The sequence below is a fragment of the Veillonella orientalis genome, from assembly GCF_018406505.1.
GTDB classification, from domain to species: domain Bacteria; phylum Bacillota; class Negativicutes; order Veillonellales; family Veillonellaceae; genus Veillonella; species Veillonella nakazawae.
The window spans coordinates 1,204,852-1,225,414 of the sequence record NZ_AP022322.1 but is presented as its reverse complement, the minus strand read 5'-3'; the positions used below and the strand labels follow the sequence as shown (position 1 = coordinate 1,225,414).

Sequence of the window (20,563 nt, the reverse complement as noted above, 5' to 3'; positions counted from 1 at the left end):
CTAATTATGATTTCTGTATTTTTAAGAGAGCAGAAACGATATTCACAAAAAGAGCTTCTCGAGATATTTGATTGTTCCGAAGAGCAGTTAGATTTAATTATTAGTAAGTTAAAAGAATTTGGAATATTGAAGATAGTAAGGAAATCGAGTCCTCAACTTAATATGTCTGATCTTGTTGATGAGTGTGTAGAAATTATTCCTGTAGAAGCTATTGGTAAAGATTATTATTATGTATTTGTTTTTGTTGGTATTTTAATAGTTGCTAGCCGAATTATCAAATGTTATCCTAAGTATTTATGTAATGTTGATAATCCGATAAAGGAATTACAAGTTGTTTGTAAAGTTATAGAAAAGTATAGTTCAAAAGAACAAATCATATATATGTTAAATGATTATACGAGAAATAGCTCCTTTAATTTATTAGCACTCCTATTGTTCCTTATGCATGATTACTTTGAGAATGGTATCTATAATAATTCAAAAAATATATTTGAAATTAATGGTTCAGGAGAAGTTTTTTGGGATAAAACAATAAATGAAACCTTCTCAATACTTTCAAATAATAGACCATATTATATTGAAATACAGACAAAAAAAAGAGTTAATAATGATTTTGATTATTTTAAACGTCTTCATGAATGTATTTTGACACTAATATCAAAAGAGTTGATGGAGGCAGATCTCCTATCTTTATTTGAACTTACTCCAATTGAGTTAACTGATGAGTGTTTAACTGAGTTTGGCGATAGGGAATATATATTATATAGACTCGAAAATGAATTAAATATACAGTTTAATACTAGGAAGCAATTAGTATTAAAGGGGATTTACTCATATATTAAGCATGGCGGACAGTTAGACTACAGAGACGGATTTTCATTTTTCGGAACTAATTCTTTTAATCTAGTATGGGAATGTGTTTGTAGTGAAATTTTGAATAATCAATTAGATATTCCCTTAGGACAATTAAGATTGCCCGTTACGTTAAATAAAGAGTATAATTCACAAACTAAATTGATTAATTTAATAGAGAAACCATTTTGGTCAATAATTGATAAAGAAGCTAAAGATACGCTTAATCCTGATTTGATTACAATATTTAAGAATCAATTTTATATTTTTGATGCAAAATACTATACTCCAAATTTGAAACATGGAGAATCACCTAAAGGACAACCCGGTATTGAATCAATTTCTAAACAATACCTTTATCAATTAGCGTATAAAAAATTTATAGATGCTCATGGTTTTGAAGGGGTTAAGAATTGCTTTTTACTTCCAACAGAAGAGGATACTATCATAGATTTAGGAGAAGTATCTATGAAAATGTTTTCAAATCTAGGATTAGAAAACATAAGAGTTAGATGTATTCCTGCAAGCCTTGCATATGATTTTTATCTTTTAGGCAAAAAACTAGATATAAATATGCTTAAATTAAATAATTGATAATTCTTGAGCGATTTTAAATTTTAAACAACGGTACATATAATATTAATATTAAAGATTAAATTATATTAGAGAGAGTTTTTAGATATTAACTTTATAGATATCATGAAGTAAAAATCAAGGGAGGGATTAACATGTTAGGAGCAATCATTGGTGATATAGTCGGTTCACGATTTGAATTTAATAATTATAGACACAAGGACTTGGATTTTTTTACAGATTAATGCGTGTTAACTGATGATAGTATCATGACACTTGCCATAGCAAAGGCAATTCTTATGAGTCAACCAGATTACAGTGATCTTTCTAAGAATGCAGTGGAATGTATGCAAACGATTGGAAGATGCTATCCCGGCTATGGATATGGTAATCAGTTCTATAGATGGATCTTCGCAGAGGATCCTAAGCCATATAATAGCTATGGTAATGGTTCTGCCATGCGAGTTAGTGCTGCTGGATTTGTGGCACATAGTTTGGATGAAGCAAAGCTTCTATCTAAATTAGTTACTGAGGTCACTCATAACCATCCTGAAGGTATGAAGGGGGCGGAGGCGACTGCAGTTGCCATATATCTAGCTAAAACCGGAAAGGATCTACTCGAAATCAGAGATTATATTAACAAGTATTATTACACGATGGATTTCACACTGGATGAAATCAGAGACACCTATAGATTCGATGAAAGTTGCCAAGGCACAGTTCCACAAGCACTGCAAGCCTTCTTTGAATTCACTGATTTTGAAGATGCTATTCGTAATGCCATCTCAATAGGTGGTGACAGTGATACTGTTGCTGCTATTTGTGGTGGTGTAGCACAGGCCTATTATGGTATTCCAACGGATATTAGAAAACAGGCTATGTCGTTTTTAGACACTAAGCTACTAGGCATATTGACGTCTTTTGAAGAAAAGTATCTGTCTGCTATATAATTTATGTTTCAATAATGATGACTCATATAGATGTATAATAAAGATACATATGTCGAAATAGCGTTATATTTAATTGAAAATTTGTTGAAAGGTTTCATATGATACATCTTAAGGACTTAGGCAGTTTTGAATCTGTGCCAAAGTTAGTGACAGATATTATAAATGGAAATATAACAGCACTTGAAAGCGCATTAAATAGTGGTTGGGATATTCATAAACCTATACAATTGGGTAAGTACAGTGAGTATTCCCCTCTAGAATTGGCATTAGTAATGAACTGTTTACCAAGTGTTCGATGGTTAGTTGAACATGGAGCAGATCTAAATGATGAAGAAAATCCAAGCTTCTTATTAGCTGTACGGTATGCTGATCAAAAGGTAATAGATTATATTGTGGATAATGGTGCTAATATTCACGCATTGAACTCTGTGGAGGTAGATGCTTTTCAAGCTGCCTTATATGGCAAGAAATATGAGAACCTACAACTGATTCATGACTTAGGCCATACAGTACATAAGTATGGCGGTAAAGCTTTTAGAAATGCTATTACAGATGAAAATTATGAGGTTCTAGATTTCTTTATTCATAATGGTGTAGATATTAATTACAACAAGCCTGATTCTGTATATCCCTTTAAACCGACACCATTGTGCGTAGCAGCGCGGTATGTTGATTTACAGATGTGTAAATATTTGGTAGAACATGGTGCAGATGTGACTATTGCGGAAAAGGATGGTATGCGTCCTTATAGCATTGCCATTGAAAAGGGCGATATGGAAATGGCGGGGTATTTTAAAACATTAGAGCCTGCTGAGTACCATGATAAACAAAATAAAATGGATCAATTAAAACCATTTAAATTACCAAAGGGGTTAGTAACGTTTTTAGAGGGAGATACACTCTATTTTGAATTGCCAGACTCTGATTTTATATCGGTTGAGTTTTTACCTTTACTTGATACTGTTCCATTTAAAGTGGGACGTCGTAAATTATTACGACTATCTAAAGAGCTAGGCGAGTATAATGATTATCAAATTGTATGGGATCCTAGGTCTAAAAAAATCGGTTGTTATGATATAGAGCATCAAGAGTTACGAGAGCTTTGTAAGTTTGATGAGTTTATAGCAGATATGTCAAGTCAATTAGAGACCTTATTCTAATGTATATTGTAAAGTTGAGGAGATACATATGGCAGATGCAGTTGAGAAGACTTATACAGACTGGTCAATTGATGTAGGTAACTATAAGTATGAAGGAATTACATTGAATGAGGTTGAGCAAAATCTCTACGCTATTGAGAATCAAGAGCAGGATTTTGTAGTTATCTCTCCAGCAAAGGCAATTTCCATAGATAATAAAATGTATAACTTTGTACAAGTTTGTAGTGATCAAGATACCGATTTATTACATATAGAGCTTAGTGTAACTAATGATGGTGAGCAGGGTGCGATAATATACGGTAAAAATGAGCTAGGCCCTCAAGAGGCATTACAGATTATAGAAGAATTTATTGCACATCATAAGGCTCCATCATTAGATGATTGGGAAGTCGTACTAGATTTAAGACCGAAGATGGAAAGCTATGTAAAGGGTACAAACGATGATTAATCCTGTAATTTATGATGAACAGTTAAGGCAATATACCATATTCTATGAAGGAATACAGTTTTGCTGGGATGAGAAACCAACAGATACTAATTTAGATACGGCAAAGCTATTAGCTGTTAATTACCATAAAAATATAGATGCAATTGTAACTTTCATTTATAACGAAATACGAGATTGGTATGGTGATATAACTATTGATGACATGAAATCACGCATTGGTATGCCTATTATTGAACCAGAACGTGATGCTGTAACCTATTGCGAGCAAACCTTTGATGATACCCATATCTTTTCTTTTACATTTTGGGATGATGAATTCAAAGATTTACATTATTTTGCCATAGATGGATGATATATTTTCCATGATTTTGCTAGCATGACTTATATGTGGAGTCTATTATGTTATATACACCGAATAACATTTTGTATAAGTATATTCGCTATCGATTTAGACGGATTCAGATTCAGTGCAATATGTTATATGATATAGCACCAGAGGAAGAAGATGAGATTTGTCGTAATCTATTAAAAAAGCGAGCGAAGATATTAATTCCCGTTGGCATAGTATATTTTTTGCTTTTTGGGGTTATCTTCGCTTGGCTAGTAGGAACATGTGAGGACTTAAATCCATTAATGCAATGGGAATTAAGAGTGATAGACTATGTGATACCCATTTTAAATACCATAGATATTAAGTGGTATGCATATCCTCTAGATCTATTATGGGTGGCAATTATATTAGCGCCTATAGCGATTATAAATGCATCTCCTTATATCATTGTTTCCTATATTGTAGATACTATTTTGATACGACGTGAGGTAAAAGCTTTAATCAAAACTTATTTTATGAATGAGTAATTAAAATTTAGATTATATTGGTTTAAACTAGGAGAGAGTATTATGAGTAATCTAAAAGACTTTGATTGGACCGGATTTTGGAACGATGTTGATTATGCCTTTGAATCCTATATTGGTAAACCTGTTACCGATGAGGATATTAAGGATACTGAAGCTGAGCTTGGCTATACATTGCCTGCAGCCTATATTGAGCTACTTAAAAACCATAATGGTGGTGTAGTAAAGAAAAATTGTTTTATTAACGATAATGACGATTGTGTTTATGTAACAGGTATATATGGTATCGATAGAGATAAAAAATACTCTCTTTTAGGTGAGATGGGAAATGAGTTTTGGATTTCAAAAGTAAAATATCCCCCTATCGGTGTCGTTGTAGCCGATACGATTTCTGGTGGGCATGATATGATTTTCCTTGATTATCGTGAGTGCGGTCCAACCGGTGAACCTAAGGTTGTACGGGTTGATCAAGAATGTGATTACTCCATGACTCCCTTAGCAGATAACTTTGGTGAATTTATTAAGAACTTATATTTCAATATAGAAGAAATTACGGATGAAGAGTTTCAAGTATTAAGTGATACGGAAAAGGTTAAGCTCCTTAATGAACAAGAGGGCATCGATATTAAGCGTGCGATGGAGCTATTGACGAACATAGGCATTGATAATTTGTCGCCTATACTATTAAGTACCTTAGGACGTATGTATAACAATAATGGCCGTGCGTCAGAGGCTATCGAGTTGTTTGAACGAATCGATGAGGCACATCGTGATTGGTCTTGGTACTATCGTTGTGGTTATGCTCATGGGATGTTAGCTATTGGTGAAAGCTACGAATCTGAACATGTGCAGAAAGCATTACAGTTAATAGAGACGGGCATAAAAGTGACGAAAGAAGCTCACTTAGATAAACAGCTTGTTTGGTGCTGTGAAGTAGTAAAATATCACCTATCTAAAATTAAGCCAAAAGAGTACAAGGTGGATTATCCTTTGGTATATGAAACTATTAAGACTGTGTTTGATAAGAAAAATAGCAAAGATGCTACAGAAGGTAAAGATATTAAAGACGTTACTGAATGCGATGAAGATAACTATCCTACATATGATGTAGTACATTGGGTATTTAATAAGCAAACATATAGCAGAGAAGAGTTTTCCAAAGAATACAATGAAAATGTAAAGAACTATGTAGATGATGATCAAGAAGATGACGACGATAGATTAGAAGAACCAGAAATTCTAGTAACCTATGAGGCTTGGATTGAAAGTAAAGACCAACTCTTTGACAATGAACGTGTAACCGATGAGGAGTTACGCGAAGAAGATAAAGAAGATGGCATGTGGCAGGTAGAAATTATGGCTCATCTTGTGGCGGATAATGGTACATATTTTACAAGAGAAGAATTGCTCTTTAAATTGCACAATTTGATGGCCAATAAAGAATTAGGAGATCACGTATTCTTTGAAGGCATTGAATACGAAGGCCATGAATGTGAAGGTTACGGACTTATAGATAATAAAGATGGCATACCTGTATTCTATATTGTGTGTGGTAGCTAGTTAGTATACAACATTATAAAAATTAATAGATTAGCCCTTCGCTTATGCGAAGGGCTTTTACTATACACGCAAACTTATAACAGTAATAAAATAGATTGAATTATTATAATTTTGTGCTTTGGGCTACGTTATTTTATATGAGATTAGTTTACAATATTGAGGAATATATTATGAATAATACAATCAAAGCATGTTGAAGAGAGAGAGTTGATGCCCATGATAGAAAATGAACTCATATATGATGAGAAATATTGTGAATATAGACTTCTTTATGAAGGATTAAAATTCTGTTGGGATGAGAAAACTTCTAAACTACTTTGCTATTGATGGCTAATATATTGCCATAAAAACGGTAAAAAAGCTACTTTAGATAACTAGATTAGGTTGGTGTTGTGAAGTAGTCGAGTATTTATTAAGTTCTATTAGTTTAAAGAATTATAAGGAGGATTATTTTATGATTTTTGATGTGATTAAGAACCTGTTTAAGAAGGATGAGAATACTAAGCAGATTGAATATCTCGGTGTTGATAAAGATGGTAATAAAATATATGAAGGTTATTATCATGAGTTTAAGGGAATTCCTTGGGTGTTCAATAAAACTACTTATACTAGAGAAGAGTTTCTTAAGGAGTTTTATGAATGCTTAGAAGAGCATAACGTTAATCGTGATAATTTACCGCCATTAGTAGAGCCTGAAATTTTAGTGAGTTATGAAGCTTGGATTGAAAGTAAAAGTCAGCTTCACCCTAATGAATACTTATATGAGGATGATGAATTAGAAGAATACGATAAAGAAGACGGTATGTGGCAAGTTGAAATCTATGCTCGCCTTAAAGCAGATAATGGACAGTACTTTACTACTGAAGAGCTTCTTTTCAAGCTACATAATTTAATGGCCAATAAAGAGCTCGGTGATCATGTGTTCTTTGAAAATCTAGCCTATGATGACCACGAATTCGATGGTGACGATATCGATGAAATCGACGATGATGATGAAGGTACTCCTGTATTTGTCGTATGGCTTGGTAGCTAGTTAAATAGCTGTTTGTCATAAACTATTATTTTAAAATCTGTAACCCATAGTGTTGTGTTGTTTGTTATAATTATCTTAAGATGAGTTCATATACATATTGATGCTATGAGGGGAAGTGTATTGTATGTCTTTAAGTGTTGAACAGTTTTTATCTTTGTCTGATGCTGAACAGTTACAAACTATCAAAGACCTTAATGATAGTGGAAACGTAAAAACTATTATTGATGTGTTAACTAGTGTGGGCATAGAAAATTTATCTATACCTCTGTTAGGTGAGCTTGGTAGAGCTTATAACAATAATGGCAATGAAAAAGAGGCAATTAAGGTATTAGAGGCTATTGATGAAGAGCATCGTGATGCGGTGTGGTATTATCGCTGTGCCTATGCGTATGGATCTATTGTTTTAGATAATAATGAAGCGTACACATCTGATACTATGCAACAGATGCTAAGGTTAGTGGATCAGGGTGTACGGTTAGCTATGGAATCGGAACTAGATGATATAAAATCGTATTGTTTTGAAGTCATGGATATGTGCTATATGCAAATGGACTTTGAAAAATGTGAAGCTGATTATCCTGATTTATGTGCTGCTTATAATGAGTATGTAGCAGCGAAAAAGAAGAAACGGAAAGGTGTGCCTCGTCATCGCACTATCACTGTTGAAGAGATACAAGCTACAGACGATATGTGGACCATTAATGAGCCTATGTACTGGACTATCAATATATATGGCTCATACGATGATTATTTAGAATCTGCCAAATCTTTTACTGTAGAGCAACGATATCTCAATGCTATATCTTGGTACTTCGCAGAGGTTAATAATGGTGGACATCATCAGTTCTTTTATAACTCTACAGGCATTGTATGGGAAGATGCTCTTGCGGGGTTACGCCTCTTCAAGATGGATATACTAGCAGATAATTTACAATCCGTAATCGATTACTTTGGCGGTTCTGTTCCATTTGATAGAGAAGAACGATGGACCATTTTAAAAGATTGGGACGATGAAATATTTGATTTCCTCGATAAAAAAGATGATGTAGTCTATGAATATGAAGGCATCTTTGAAGATGTATTTGTACATGAACATCCAGAGTTATTTGTATTTGATGGGACCTATAAGGTTCCAGAATAAGCGTAGCAATGTAGTGTATAAGGGCTACTTTCACTAAGAATATACTATGTATTAGAGGTATTACATGTTAGATAAACAAGGCGTATATGATTGCCTACGTGACCATCATATCGATTTTGAAATTACGGATCACGCACCGCTATTTAGTATGGATGATAAGCCCAATGTAGAGTTGCCATATCCTGAGTGGGATGCGAAGAATCTATTCATCCGAGACCATAAGCGGGAGCACTACTATCTGATTACTGTGCGCGGCTCAAAGCGTGTGGATTTAAAACAGTTTCGTAAGGACCACAATCTTAAAAAGATTTCCTTTGGCTCAGAGGAGGAGCTATGGGATATATTAAAGATTAAACCAGGTCACGTATCTCCATTCTGTTTACTTCACGATGAAGCACGGAAAGTTCATTACTATATTGATGCGGATTATAAAGATAATCTAATCGGTATACATCCTAATCAAAATGATGCTACAGTATGGCTACAGGGAAAAGACTTAGTTAACTTAATTGAAGAACATGGTACAACTATTGAATATATAACAATATAAGCTCAACATCCTATTTGTGGGAAATAATATTAATTAATATTGTTTCCACAGATAGGATGTTTTTATATGCAAAAAGAATAATAATCTTTTATAATAATATAAGAGTATTTGTTATATAAGAGGTTGTACATGAAAGTTAAATTAATTCAGCCGCGTATGTTGAAGCGTCCTATGGATACAGATTTAAAAATACGTATGTCACCACATTTAGGTTTGTTAACGGTGGCTAATATTATTCGTTATGAGTGTGAGGTCACAATTGAAAATGAAAATATTAGAGCTATTGATTTTGATGATGTGCCTGACTTGGTAGGGATAGCAGTTACAGTAGATGTTTTACCTAGAGCTATTGAAATTGCATCTATATATAAAGAAAAAGGTGTTAAGGTGATTGCTGGTGGTATACATATTACGACAGCATCCAATACCATACCTAAGGAGGCATTTGATAGTCTTTGTATAGGTTTTGCAGAAAATACATGGCCTCAAATTATAGAAGATGCTAAACATGGTCGATTACAATCTCAATACGTATCTGCTCCTTTAGAGTCTGGAGACGATATTGCATCACCTGCATATGACTTAATAGATAAGACCGATTACTTATGGTACAATGTTGTTTCTACTAGTCGAAGTTGCCCTCATAGATGTGATTTTTGCTATAATAGTTCTGGAACACACCAATATATTAATCGCAATATAGAAGATGTGTTGGAAGATATCAAAAAATTAGGTACAAAACATATTATGTTTATAGATGATAACTTTATTGGCAATATTTCTTGGACTAAACAGTTTTTAGAACGTATTAAACCTTTGAAGTTAAACTGGAATGCAGCAGTTACTATGAAAATAGGGCAACACCCTGAATTAATGGATTTAATGAAAGAAACTGGTTGCCAGAGTTTATTTATTGGTTTTGAAAGTATTAGTTCTCAATCTTTATCTAGTGTTCATAAAATGCAAAATAATCGTGAAGAGTTTGAACGACTTATTAACGAATTACATAAGCGTGGTATTATGGTTAATGCTAGCTTTGTATTTGGATTAGATGGAGATACACCAGAGACTTTTAAAAATACGTTAAATTGGATTATTAGCCAGAAAATTGATACGATTACATCACATATTGTCACACCATATCCAGGTACTGAATTCTACAAGAGAATGGAAGAGCAAAATAGAATTTTTGATTATGATTTATCAAAATATAATACGTCTCATGTAGTTGTATCACCGTTAGGTATGTCTAAAGAAGAATTAGAAAAAGGGTATCTTTGGATCTATAAAGAGCTATATTCCATAAAAAATATATTTCGTCGCATGCCTAAAACTATGGGCACAATACCAGCATATTTAACATTTAATTTCTTTTATCGTAGATTTGGACACTTTACAGCAAAAGTATGTAATCTGTTAACTTATAAGCGTATTGGCTTGTTTGCTGAAAAGCTATCAAGATATATGTAAAGGAGTATTTATGACTAAAAAATTATTTAAACGTATTTTAGTAACCTCTACGATTGCTGTATTAGGTGTTAGTACATCCTTTGCGGCTCTTGTTATGGAACGAGATCAATCTGTAGATACAGCACCTAGTGTCAATATGTATCGATTCGAAGTACCAGCAGAGTTACAGGGCACATATAACAGTGCAGGTGTTGCCAATCTAACAGCATCTATGGAGAAAGAACCTAATACATTATCTATGAATGTAGCGCATGTAAAAGGAAATCCATCTGAGTCTTATGTAGTAGAGGTTTATAAAGATTTAGCTGCTATTGAAACACATCGCAAATCTGATCATTATCAGGCCTTTGTTAATGAAGTAGGTTCTAAATTAACAAATCGTAAAATGTACGACGTACAGTCTGTACTATTGTTTGAGAAAAAAGATGCTTTATCTATTGTCAATGATGGTAAAGCAATAGTGACTCTGACAGAGTTTACTGTTAATAGCAATGATATCGACACAGTACAACGTCAATACCAACTCGATATTGAACGGGCCGTACGCGATGATGCGGGTTATAAGGCTGGTTATGTGCTTCGTGAAAGAAATGTAAAAAATCATTGGTATGTTATCCAAATTTATAGTGATCAAGAGGCCTTAACAAAACATTTAAATAGTCCTGGTTATCGATTCATGATGAGCCAAATCCAAGGTAGTCTACAAAATGTTACCACAAAGGTTTTAGATGGGGATGTCCTCGTCAACCATGGGGGTCAAGCATTTGTAAGACCTTAAAACTGAATATAATATAGTATAATATAATCACAGTAAAGTTACTGCTAGCATATACATATGTGCTAGCAGTTTTTTGTTATATATTAGGTGAACGTATAGTCTATAAAAAAAGGAGTTACATATGACACAGCAAGAACGGTTACGCTATTTGGTTGAAGGCTTAGTAGCAGAATACAATGAGCGGCATAACGAACATATAGATATCCCTATAAATGAAGAAGAGCAATTTACTCTCTTTAGATCTTTATGTAATATTCGTCCTGCTGGTGGAATGCCTCTTGAATGGATGAAGATAGAGTCTGAATATTTAAATATATTGGCCCATGAAAAGGGAATCGTAACGATTAGTGATATGGAAGAGCGAGAGCCTCAGATTTATTTGTGGCAAGGAGATATTACTCGATTATCTGTAGATGCTATTGTAAATGCAGCCAATAATAAATTACTCGGATGTTTTGCTCCAAATCATAAGTGTATCGATAATGAAATCCATACCTTTGCTGGTATAGAGCTTCGCATGGAATGTGCTAGAATGACTGAGTATATGGAAATGCCTGAAAAAACGGGTGTGGCTCGTATGACCTATGGGTATAATTTGCCCGCAAAGCATGTACTTCATACGGTAGGTCCTATTATTTATGAAAGTGTAACAGATAAGGAAAGAATTGAATTAGCTTCTTGCTATCAATCCTGTTTAAAGTTAGCTAATGCTTATAAATTACGCTCCATTGCATTCTGTTGTATTTCTACTGGTGAATTTAGATTCCCTAATGAAGAAGCAGCACAGATTGCCATAGATACGGTACGAACATATTTAAAAGAAACAAATAGTAAAATACAAGTGGTATTTAATGTATTTAAGGATATAGATTATGACATCTACAACAAATTATTGGGATAAATAATATACTCCTTTTGAAATTCATAAAAATACTGTATCATTTAATAATGACATACAAAAGGTTATGAATGAATTGTTAGTTTAAGAAGGAGATAATGTACTATGAATTATAAATACACCTATGAAAGCCCATTAGGAACTATGATTATGCTTGGTACATTATCATACTTAACAGATTTGTTTTTTATCGATGAAGATTATGCACCAAGTTATGATGATGCGGAGTATATAGAGCAACTAACAGGTCCATTTGAAGTAACTATTATGTGGCTAGACCAATACTTTAATGGTAAAAAGCCTTTTATTACACCACCGATTCAGTTAGAGGGGACAGAGTTCCGTAAGTCTGTATGGTCCATATTACAAACTATAGCTTATGGTGAAACTACAACATATGGAGATATAGGTAAAGAGATTGCAAAACAGCAAGGAAAAGATAGGATGTCTGCCCAAGCAGTAGGAGGTGCTGTAGGTCATAATCCTATATCTATTATCATTCCATGTCATCGTGTGATTGGTAGTAATGGAAAATTAACTGGCTATGCTGGCGGTATTGAACGTAAGAAATACATGCTTGATCTTGAAGCGAAACATAAATAGTACATATTAGATTGTAAAATCATATTTAAATAGACTTATAGAAAAAGAAGAAAGAGATTACTTATGATGGATAGACACATCATAGGTAATCTCTTTTGGTATATATAGGTGGGACTATTTAAATTGATTTACTAAGGTACCAATGCCACTAATCGATATAGATACGGTATCTCCTGATTTTAACCAACCATATTTGCTTTCATTTTTACCAAGTACAACACCACTAGGTGTACCGGTAAAGATAATGTCACCCTCTTGTAGTGTAATATACTGGGATACAAATTCGATAATCGCGTCCGGTTTAAACATCATTTGTTGTAATTTGGCTTGTTGACGTATTTCACCATTTACTGTTGTAGTAATAGTGGCATTGTCAAAATCAAAATCATCTGGAGAAACAATAGTAGGACCAATAGGGGCAAAGTTATCTAGTGATTTGCCGAGAATCCATTGAGAGCCTCTAAATTGTAAGATTCGAGCAGAAACATCATTTCCAATGGTATAGCCTAATATATGGTCTCTGGCCTGTTCACGAGATATATTTTTACCAGCCTTACCAATGACGATAACTAGTTCTCCTTCGTAATCATAATGAAGGTTTTTATCTTGAATGGGAACTATATCTTGATGTGACGCTAATGCATTAGATGTTTTCATAAAGATTTCTGGAAAATCATGTGTAGCAAGACTAGTTTCCTCTATATGGTCTGCATAGTTTAAACCGATACAGATAATGTTTTTGGGATTAGTAATTAGGGTACGGTTAGTAGATTCTTTCATGAGAGATACCTCCTTAAGAGATAAGATACATATATTGTAAGTTAATTATAATATAAATCGGTATGTAAAGAATATTTTTGACGAAATAATTATATAGAGGCATTTTTGTCACATCCTGTTTATTATACTTAAACAAAGTAATAAAAGGAGGAGTCCCTATGTATATGCATAGAAATGTGACAGATAAATTTATAGGTACCGTAGCATCTTGTGACATTATAAGTACGGGTAGCTGGTATGGTGATTTACCAGATGGCGTTGCAAAGGAAGTGAAATTAAATCGTAAAGATTACTATATTGAAGAGATACAACATATTTCTATTAAGGAAGCCATAAGTGTTACCTATGGCATTAAATGGGGGCATATCTCAAAACCTGTAGAGGGGAAAATAGAATCCTTAACTACTAAGGAGTACTCAATTGACGAATCTAAAAAACAATATCTATTAGAGCTTATGGGGTGTAGATTTTCTGATGATATTGACCTATATGATGAGGATGAGTGTGCTGTCCAAGTGCAGCTCATCAACACTAAAGATCAGGAATTTATATATGAATTTCCTTTTGATAATACCCTGAGGGCCATGTCTATACTATTCAGACAAATCCTAGGTATGCCTACATTACTTTTATTTGATGGAAATCGAGAAAAAGATAGAATTCAAGAGATTCATATTGAAGTGCAAAAAAATATGTACCAAGAATATGGTGATGTAAATACATTGAATTTTAATTGGAATGCGTCTATTTCCATTGATTGTAATAGTAAGCAATTTGGTCACTCTAGTCATAGTCATAGCGAGTATGTAGATAATCAAATGATTCATCAATTGAAGCAAGATATTGACTTTCACATTGGCGGAACGCTATATAGTCTAGATTCTTTTAGTCTTAGTGAAAGTCATGACCTTGATAGAGATCCTGCTCGTGGTGGTATAGTAACAGTACGTATTAAATGGGCGCATAAAGAGGATACATTGTTTATAGGGAATCTAACAGATCAGTATGTGCCCACTTGGTATAAAAATCTAATTAATTTTATACATGCTCACACAAGAGATAAATCTTTACAAGAGTTTTTACAATCAAATCATACATCTGATAGAAGGATTTATACGTATTGTTCTGTATATATTTTTAAGATAAACCAGGAATTTTATTATCGTACTGATAGAAATGATATATATGAAGGGGATATTGTAAAAGTTCCGTTTGGATCCGATAATGCGGTTCGTACTGGTCGTGTAGAATCTATTTCATATCATACGCGTTACGATGTACCTTATGATTTGAAACGAACTAAATTTATTATAGATAAAGACATAGAAATTATTTATGATACCAATCGTTATAGATATGATGATCTATATGATTTATAAGGCATCAAAATAAGTGGTATTCTATATTTTGTACTTAAGTATACTTAACTTATTACATGTCTAATTTTTGTTCTCTATAGAATATGTTGAAATAACTTGCTCATAGTGTTAAGATTATAAGTATATTAATAAGCATGGAGGTTATTGTTATGAGCAAGAATATCGATTGGGATAATCTCGGTTTTGGTTATGTAGAAACCGACTACCGTTATTTGACTACATATAAAGATGGTAAATGGGACGAAGGCGGATTAATTACTGATGCTAACGTTGTTCTTAATGAATGTGCTGGTGTATTCCAATACGCTCAAACTGTCTTTGAAGGTTTGAAAGCATACTACACTAAAGATGGTCACATCGTATGCTTCCGTCCAGATTTGAATGCAGTTCGTTTGAATCAATCTTGTGAACGCCTTGTAATGCCTACATTACCTGAAGGTCGTTTCCTTGAAGCTGTAAAAGAAGTTGTAAAAGCAAATAAAGACTTTGTTCCTCCTTATGGTCATGGTGCAAGCCTTTATATTCGTCCATATATGATGGGTACAAACTCCGTTATCGGTGTAAAACCTGCAGATGAATATCAATTCCGTGTATTTACTACACCAGTAGGACCTTACTTCAAAGGTGGCGCTAAACCAATCAAAATTCGTATCACTGATTTTGATCGTGCAGCTCCTCATGGTACTGGTCATATTAAAGCTGGTTTGAATTATGCTATGAGTTTGTATGCTATCACTGATGCTCATAACAAAGGTTATGCAGAAAACATGTACCTTGATGCGGCTACTCGTACACATGTAGAAGAAACTGGTGGTGCAAACTTTATCTTCATCACTAAAGATGGTAAATTAGTTACACCTAAATCCGATAGTATTTTGCCATCCATTACACGTCGTTCTTTGATGTATGTAGCAGAACACTACCTTGGTATGACTGTAGAAAATCGCCCTGTTCATAAAGATGAATTAAAAGACTTTGCTGAAATTGGTCTTTGTGGTACAGCAGCTGTTATTTCTCCAGTAGGTCAAATCGATACTCCAGAAGGTACTATTAATGTACCGGCTGGTATGGATGATATGGGTCCTATCACTAAAAAATTATATGATACATTACTTGGCATTCAACATGGTGAAATCGAAGCTCCTGAAGGCTGGGTAGTTAAAATTTGCTAATCTTTTAATAGATTAATGTAGTAGATTATATAATCTAACACGTAAATAGAAATGGCATCTATCGTTGGATAGATGCCATTTTTGTCTTATTTTGATATGTTAAATTAGGGGTTATAGGACAAAAAGTGTTGCTGTTAATGCCGATGGAGGTAGTTAAATACTGGCTCTATCGGCATTTTATCTTTTTGAGTAACTTTTACATATAGGACAAAAAGTGTTGCTAAAAAGTCTGAACTCCCTTGATTTTACTGACTCAAATAAGGTTTTATCTTTCTAGAAAGATATATTTTTTAGAAGGAGTATAATTATGAAACTAGTCAGATGCCCTAGTTGTGGTTTCATTTGTAAGAAAAATGGTAGAACAAATGCGGGTTCTCAACGTTGGTATTGTAATCAATGTTCTTGCTCATTCACAAATAAAGTGAATAAAACTAACAATAATTTACAGATGTTTTTGGATTGGTTATTTGGTAAACACACACAGTTAGATATGGCTGGTGATGGACGTTCATTTCGGAGAAAAACATCACAGTTTTGGGAACTTTGGCCATTACCACCAAAAGTTGAATCATCAAGTAGCGTAGTATTTGTTGATGGTATTTATTTAGCTAGAAATGCTTGCATTTTAATCTGTTGTAATGAGACGCATGTCTTAGGCTGGTATGTTTGTAGATATGAACATTCTAAGGCTTGGGAGGCTTTATTACGACGTATTTCACCACCTACAGTAGTTGTATCCGATGGTGGTACCGGCTTTCAAAAGGCATTAAAAAAAGTTTGGCCGAAGGCCAAACTACAAAGATGCTTATTTCACGCATTTCAACAAGTAAAACGCTATACAACAATACGTCCTAAAACGATTGCTGGCCGTGAATTATATGGAATTGCAAGGGATTTATTAACGATACACACACAAGATCATGCCGTAAAGTGGGTACAAAACGTTATGTCATGGAAAGTACGACATAGAGTATTTCTATCAGAAATGACCGTTGACGAAAATGGTACGATACGACCTAAACACGAACGACTCATAAAAGCAGAAAATTCCTTAATTAAATTAATCAATAAAAGATGTTTGTTTACTTACTTAGATACATCATTAACATGTACCTGTCCGGCTACTAATAATCGTATAGAAGGTGGCGTAAATGCTCAGTTACGCGCTATGTTACGTAATCATAGAGGAATGTCTATTGAAAGACGAATAAAAGCGGTGTTCTGGTGGTGCTATATGCACTCACCGAACCCGCTTTCTAATGCAGAAATACTTAAGGTTATGCCGACCAACAAGAGTATTTCTGATATATATCATACCATACATGAACAATCTAGGTTAGAAGCCTCTATTCCAACTTGGGGTGATGCTATTGTTTGGAGCGATTTGCATAATTATGATCGCCTATTTACCAATCTTTGGGACTGAAATAGCAACACTTTTTGTCCTATAACCCTAAATTAGAGATAAGGGTATTGTAAAATTAGTTATAGACTATTATTAAAACTAGTTATTAGTTAGATTTTGCACGACTTACTACTTTAGCCATGAATTTTTCGTTATTAATAACAAATCGTTCATGAGTTCCTCGACCAATGATACCAACGCCGTCAGATGCTTCAATATCAAAGGTTATTTTACGTCCTTCTACAGCACTAACTGTAGCTTTAGCAGTTACTGTTGCACCAAGTGGAGTAGGGGCCTCATGAGTAATGGATAGAGCGATACCTACAGTGCCTTCGCCATCTTCTAAATATGGTTGTACTGCTGCTTGTGCTGCTTCTTCCATTAATGCACACATAGCTGGTGTGGCAAAGACCTCTAAAGAACCGGATTTCATTGTTTTAGCAATATTAGATTCTGTAACTGTTACAGTCGCTGTAGCTGTTTGACCTGCTGATACCATAATATACCTTCTTTCATTAAGAATATTCTCGTTATAATAGTATTATACATCTTTCGATAATTTTTATGCTAATGCTATTATACATATTTTATAGATACTACCAGTTAAAAGTAATTATTTTTAACTGGTAGTATCTATAAAACTAGCCTATATAACTTATAATCCTAATATTTTTAACTGGTAGTAATTGAAAAAATAGCATATAAAAGTATGAATGGTAATAAAAAGTATGAATGGTAATATTTTAACGGGTAGTAAAAAAATAACATATGAAAGTTCTAATGATAATATTTTTGACTGGTAGTAATTAGATAAATAGAATGTTTAGGTTCTTACGTATAACAGTTCTATAGAATCCGTGATATAATAGAACTAGTTTTTTATAAAACGAGGTATATATGAGTACAAAAAAATTAAAGCCTTCTGGTGAAGGTTGGGTACAGTTAATAGCAGGCATTGGTTTTGTCATTCTATTAATTGCCATCAATATAGTAGATCCTACATTCTATCCTACTATGTGGCATTTAGCGACGAGTGGATCCATGGATGAGATAGCAGAGTATATTCAAGGCTTTGGCCCAATGGCCATGGTTGTTAGTATGCTTCTTGATATTTTTGTTAATGCTGTTGGTTTTCTACCATCTATCTTTATATCTACCGCAAACGGTCTCGTATTCGGCATGTGGCCGGGCATAATTATTTCTTGGCTTGCAGAAACGATTGGCGTAGTCATTAGCTTTTATATTATGCGTTACTTTTTACGTGATACAGCAGATAAGCTTATTGCTAAGAGTACAGTATTGATGAAAGTAGATGATTTCTCTGGTAAAAATGGTTTTGTGGTCATGTTATTTGCCAGATCCTTACCATATTTTCCATCTGGTGTGATCACAGCACTTGGTGCTATTAGTAAGATTAAACCGAGAGACTACATCTTAGCAAATTTAATTGGTAAGTTCCCATCTACAGCTCTTGAAGTAGCTATCGGTACAGATATTGTAAATTTCCAAGAGAATATGGGGCGATTAGGAATTATTGTTCTTGTTGCAGGTGTTGTATACTTCATTCTTTGGAAAGTATATAAGAACTATATCAATAAGAAAAACGCTGAACAAGAGCATGATCCTAATGCTTAACAATCTCTAATTAAATGTTATTCAATTTAGTATATATGAAAGAGGCGATAGTATGAGCTTTTCTCTTCCTGAACGGGTGACCCTAAAAGGTCCTAATTTTATTCGTGAAGTATTTGAACGTGGTGTAGGGGTAGAAGGTTTTATTAGTTTTGGTATTGGCAATCCTGCACCTGAAGCGATTCCTGTGGAAATCATCGAAAAGGCTTTTGATGAAGTAGTTCACTCTAATCCAATGAGTCTTTTACAATATGGACCAATGCAAGGTGATGCACGATTAGCAGAATTGACATTAGATCGTCTTGTAAAAACGCATAAGATGAATCCAGAAGGACAAGGTCTTATTATCTCTAATGGGGCGGGGCAACTCTTAGGTCTTGTACCGATTACTGTATTAGAACCTGGCGATGAAGTATACATGGATGAATTCACTTTTACCAGTGCCATTAATTCTGTACGCAATATGGGTGGTAAAGCATTAGGTATTAAGACTGATGAGTATGGCATGATTCCTAGTGAATTAGAAAAAGCGGCTCAATCTGGTAAAGGTAAATATATTTATCTCATTCCTAACTTCCAAAACCCAACAGGTATTACAATGCCGTTGGAACGCCGTAAAGAAATTTACGCTATTGCGTCTAAATATGATTTGTTTATCTATGAAGATGATCCATACGGTGAGATTCGCTTTGCTGGTGAGTACATTCCAACATTTAAATCCTTTGATACAGAAAATCGTGTTCTCTATGCAGGTTCGTATTCAAAGACATTATCTGCTGGTTTGCGTGTAGGTTTCTTATTTGGCCCAGCTAAAGTTATTGAAGCTATTCAAGCATTAAAAAATAATACGGCAGGGCAAATGCCATTAGTTACGCAAAAAGTGGTAGCTAAAGTGCTCGATACAATCGATTACGACGCACATTTGGAAAATGTACGTAAAGTTTATAAAACAAAATGTGATGCCTTGTTAAATGCTTTTAACAAGTATGCAAGCTCTAAGGTTAAGTTAACACAGCCTACTGGTGGTATGTTTGCATGGATGACGATGCCTGAGGATGTAAATTGTGATGAATTCTTCGAAGCATGTATGGACAGAAATATAGGGATTATTAAGTGTGGTGCCTTTGCAGCTGATGGAGCAGGGGAAGGACATGCATTCCGTTTGAGCTATACTGTACCAACAGTAGAAGAAATTACAAAGGGCATGGAAATTCTTGGAACTTTAACTAAAGAGTTCTGTGGCGAGTAATATATTGATAAAGTTTGATATGACATGATACAATGTAACAGTAGATACATTGTATCTACCATATAGAGAAAAAGT

General features: G+C 34.0%; 21 protein-coding genes. 19 read left to right on the top strand and 2 right to left on the bottom strand.

The window, feature by feature from the left end; genetic code table 11:
* Positions 1-6: 6 nt before the first annotated feature.
* From VEIS1202513_RS05570 to VEIS1202513_RS05505, 14 genes are all read left to right on the top strand, one after another.
* The gene (locus tag VEIS1202513_RS05570; protein WP_213466945.1) at positions 7-1,446 is read left to right on the top strand and encodes an LlaJI family restriction endonuclease; all 1,440 of its coding nucleotides are present in this window, start codon (positions 7-9) and stop codon (positions 1,444-1,446) included.
* A gap of 227 nt (positions 1,447-1,673) precedes the next feature.
* Complete coding sequence (locus tag VEIS1202513_RS05565) at positions 1,674-2,375, top strand: ADP-ribosylglycohydrolase family protein (RefSeq protein ID WP_256439982.1); 702 nt, start codon at positions 1,674-1,676, stop codon at positions 2,373-2,375.
* Positions 2,376-2,473: 98 nt separating this feature from the next.
* Entirely contained in the window at positions 2,474-3,535 is a 1,062-nt protein-coding gene (locus tag VEIS1202513_RS05560; protein ID WP_105094475.1) for an ankyrin repeat domain-containing protein, read from the top strand.
* Positions 3,536-3,563: 28 nt separating this feature from the next.
* On the top strand, positions 3,564-3,983 hold the full coding sequence (locus tag VEIS1202513_RS05555) for a bacteriocin (RefSeq protein ID WP_105094476.1): 420 nt from the start codon (positions 3,564-3,566) through the stop codon (positions 3,981-3,983).
* A complete protein-coding gene (locus VEIS1202513_RS05550; RefSeq protein ID WP_105094477.1) occupies positions 3,976-4,335 on the top strand; it encodes a hypothetical protein in 360 nt (119 codons plus the stop codon). The genes VEIS1202513_RS05555 and VEIS1202513_RS05550 overlap by 8 nt, the downstream gene beginning before the upstream one ends.
* A 47-nt stretch (positions 4,336-4,382) precedes the next feature.
* Positions 4,383-4,841 carry a glycosyl transferase family 4 gene (locus VEIS1202513_RS05545; protein WP_105094478.1) on the top strand — a complete coding sequence of 153 codons (459 nt, stop codon included), beginning with the start codon at positions 4,383-4,385 and terminating at the stop codon, positions 4,839-4,841.
* A 42-nt stretch (positions 4,842-4,883) separates the two neighbouring features.
* On the top strand, positions 4,884-6,398 hold the full coding sequence (locus tag VEIS1202513_RS05540; protein WP_105094479.1) for an SMI1/KNR4 family protein: 1,515 nt from the start codon (positions 4,884-4,886) through the stop codon (positions 6,396-6,398).
* Positions 6,399-6,852: 454 nt separating this feature from the next.
* Positions 6,853-7,431 carry a hypothetical protein gene (locus VEIS1202513_RS05535; RefSeq protein ID WP_213466943.1) on the top strand — a complete coding sequence of 193 codons (579 nt, stop codon included), beginning with the start codon at positions 6,853-6,855 and terminating at the stop codon, positions 7,429-7,431.
* A gap of 124 nt (positions 7,432-7,555) precedes the next feature.
* Positions 7,556-8,572, top strand: a complete 1,017-nt coding sequence (locus VEIS1202513_RS05530) for a DMP19 family protein (protein ID WP_105089060.1) — start codon at positions 7,556-7,558, stop codon at positions 8,570-8,572.
* Between the two features lie 64 nt (positions 8,573-8,636).
* On the top strand, positions 8,637-9,122 hold the full coding sequence (locus tag VEIS1202513_RS05525) for a prolyl-tRNA synthetase associated domain-containing protein (protein ID WP_105089061.1): 486 nt from the start codon (positions 8,637-8,639) through the stop codon (positions 9,120-9,122).
* A gap of 129 nt (positions 9,123-9,251) precedes the next feature.
* Positions 9,252-10,592: a B12-binding domain-containing radical SAM protein gene (locus tag VEIS1202513_RS05520; protein ID WP_105089062.1), complete on the top strand. Its 1,341-nt coding sequence runs from the start codon at positions 9,252-9,254 to the stop codon at positions 10,590-10,592.
* Between the two features lie 10 nt (positions 10,593-10,602).
* Complete coding sequence (locus VEIS1202513_RS05515) at positions 10,603-11,370, top strand: antibiotic biosynthesis monooxygenase (RefSeq protein ID WP_039969244.1); 768 nt, start codon at positions 10,603-10,605, stop codon at positions 11,368-11,370.
* Between the two features lie 121 nt (positions 11,371-11,491).
* Positions 11,492-12,271, top strand: a complete 780-nt coding sequence (locus tag VEIS1202513_RS05510) for a protein-ADP-ribose hydrolase (protein ID WP_213466941.1) — start codon at positions 11,492-11,494, stop codon at positions 12,269-12,271.
* 102 nt (positions 12,272-12,373) lie between these two features.
* On the top strand, positions 12,374-12,871 hold the full coding sequence (locus VEIS1202513_RS05505; RefSeq protein WP_105089065.1) for a methylated-DNA--[protein]-cysteine S-methyltransferase: 498 nt from the start codon (positions 12,374-12,376) through the stop codon (positions 12,869-12,871).
* Positions 12,872-12,985: 114 nt separating this feature from the next.
* Here the strand turns inward: VEIS1202513_RS05505 and VEIS1202513_RS05500 are convergent, their stop codons facing one another.
* Complete coding sequence (locus tag VEIS1202513_RS05500; protein WP_213466939.1) at positions 12,986-13,651, bottom strand: fumarylacetoacetate hydrolase family protein; 666 nt, start codon at positions 13,649-13,651, stop codon at positions 12,986-12,988.
* Between the two features lie 158 nt (positions 13,652-13,809).
* Between VEIS1202513_RS05500 and VEIS1202513_RS05495 the strand changes: the two genes are divergently transcribed.
* The 3 genes from VEIS1202513_RS05495 to VEIS1202513_RS05485 all read left to right on the top strand — a co-directional run bounded on the left by VEIS1202513_RS05495 (position 13,810) and on the right by VEIS1202513_RS05485 (position 17,628).
* Positions 13,810-15,030: a hypothetical protein gene (locus VEIS1202513_RS05495; protein ID WP_213466937.1), complete on the top strand. Its 1,221-nt coding sequence runs from the start codon at positions 13,810-13,812 to the stop codon at positions 15,028-15,030.
* Positions 15,031-15,179: 149 nt separating this feature from the next.
* Positions 15,180-16,202 carry a branched-chain amino acid aminotransferase gene (locus tag VEIS1202513_RS05490; protein ID WP_213466935.1) on the top strand — a complete coding sequence of 341 codons (1,023 nt, stop codon included), beginning with the start codon at positions 15,180-15,182 and terminating at the stop codon, positions 16,200-16,202.
* A gap of 307 nt (positions 16,203-16,509) precedes the next feature.
* Positions 16,510-17,628, top strand: coding sequence for an IS1249 family transposase (locus tag VEIS1202513_RS05485; RefSeq protein ID WP_213466934.1), 1,119 nt, complete (start codon positions 16,510-16,512; stop codon positions 17,626-17,628).
* Between the two features lie 85 nt (positions 17,629-17,713).
* Here VEIS1202513_RS05485 and VEIS1202513_RS05480 read toward each other — a convergent pair whose 3' ends face one another.
* Entirely contained in the window at positions 17,714-18,106 is a 393-nt protein-coding gene (locus tag VEIS1202513_RS05480; RefSeq protein WP_213466932.1) for a thioesterase family protein, read from the bottom strand.
* A 398-nt stretch (positions 18,107-18,504) separates the two neighbouring features.
* On the opposite strand from VEIS1202513_RS05480, the gene VEIS1202513_RS05475 reads away from it, so the two are divergent.
* Together VEIS1202513_RS05475 and VEIS1202513_RS05470 are read left to right on the top strand one after the other, a co-directional pair.
* Positions 18,505-19,242, top strand: coding sequence for a TVP38/TMEM64 family protein (locus VEIS1202513_RS05475; protein ID WP_178885137.1), 738 nt, complete (start codon positions 18,505-18,507; stop codon positions 19,240-19,242).
* 52 nt (positions 19,243-19,294) lie between these two features.
* Complete coding sequence (locus VEIS1202513_RS05470; RefSeq protein ID WP_213466930.1) at positions 19,295-20,488, top strand: aminotransferase-like domain-containing protein; 1,194 nt, start codon at positions 19,295-19,297, stop codon at positions 20,486-20,488.
* Positions 20,489-20,563 lie beyond the last annotated feature (75 nt).

Bases quoted from the DNA above. Each gene is read 5' to 3' on its own strand.
- VEIS1202513_RS05525 (WP_105089061.1), top strand. From the start codon at position 8,637: ATGTTAGATAAACAAGGCGTATATGATTGCCTACGTGACCATCATATC.
- VEIS1202513_RS05560 (WP_105094475.1), top strand. From the start codon at position 2,474: ATGATACATCTTAAGGACTTAGGCAGTTTTGAATCTGTGCCAAAGTTA.
- VEIS1202513_RS05480 (WP_213466932.1), bottom strand. From the start codon at position 18,106: ATGGTATCAGCAGGTCAAACAGCTACAGCGACTGTAACAGTTACAGAA.
- VEIS1202513_RS05520 (WP_105089062.1), top strand. From the start codon at position 9,252: ATGAAAGTTAAATTAATTCAGCCGCGTATGTTGAAGCGTCCTATGGAT.
- VEIS1202513_RS05470 (WP_213466930.1), top strand. From the start codon at position 19,295: ATGAGCTTTTCTCTTCCTGAACGGGTGACCCTAAAAGGTCCTAATTTT.
- VEIS1202513_RS05490 (WP_213466935.1), top strand. From the start codon at position 15,180: ATGAGCAAGAATATCGATTGGGATAATCTCGGTTTTGGTTATGTAGAA.
- VEIS1202513_RS05535 (WP_213466943.1), top strand. From the start codon at position 6,853: ATGATTTTTGATGTGATTAAGAACCTGTTTAAGAAGGATGAGAATACT.
- VEIS1202513_RS05495 (WP_213466937.1), top strand. From the start codon at position 13,810: ATGTATATGCATAGAAATGTGACAGATAAATTTATAGGTACCGTAGCA.
- VEIS1202513_RS05570 (WP_213466945.1), top strand. From the start codon at position 7: ATGATTTCTGTATTTTTAAGAGAGCAGAAACGATATTCACAAAAAGAG.
- VEIS1202513_RS05555 (WP_105094476.1), top strand. From the start codon at position 3,564: ATGGCAGATGCAGTTGAGAAGACTTATACAGACTGGTCAATTGATGTA.
- VEIS1202513_RS05475 (WP_178885137.1), top strand. From the start codon at position 18,505: ATGAGTACAAAAAAATTAAAGCCTTCTGGTGAAGGTTGGGTACAGTTA.
- VEIS1202513_RS05515 (WP_039969244.1), top strand. From the start codon at position 10,603: ATGACTAAAAAATTATTTAAACGTATTTTAGTAACCTCTACGATTGCT.
- VEIS1202513_RS05540 (WP_105094479.1), top strand. From the start codon at position 4,884: ATGAGTAATCTAAAAGACTTTGATTGGACCGGATTTTGGAACGATGTT.
- VEIS1202513_RS05550 (WP_105094477.1), top strand. From the start codon at position 3,976: ATGATTAATCCTGTAATTTATGATGAACAGTTAAGGCAATATACCATA.
- VEIS1202513_RS05505 (WP_105089065.1), top strand. From the start codon at position 12,374: ATGAATTATAAATACACCTATGAAAGCCCATTAGGAACTATGATTATG.
- VEIS1202513_RS05530 (WP_105089060.1), top strand. From the start codon at position 7,556: ATGTCTTTAAGTGTTGAACAGTTTTTATCTTTGTCTGATGCTGAACAG.
- VEIS1202513_RS05510 (WP_213466941.1), top strand. From the start codon at position 11,492: ATGACACAGCAAGAACGGTTACGCTATTTGGTTGAAGGCTTAGTAGCA.
- VEIS1202513_RS05500 (WP_213466939.1), bottom strand. From the start codon at position 13,651: ATGAAAGAATCTACTAACCGTACCCTAATTACTAATCCCAAAAACATT.
- VEIS1202513_RS05485 (WP_213466934.1), top strand. From the start codon at position 16,510: ATGAAACTAGTCAGATGCCCTAGTTGTGGTTTCATTTGTAAGAAAAAT.
- VEIS1202513_RS05545 (WP_105094478.1), top strand. From the start codon at position 4,383: ATGTTATATACACCGAATAACATTTTGTATAAGTATATTCGCTATCGA.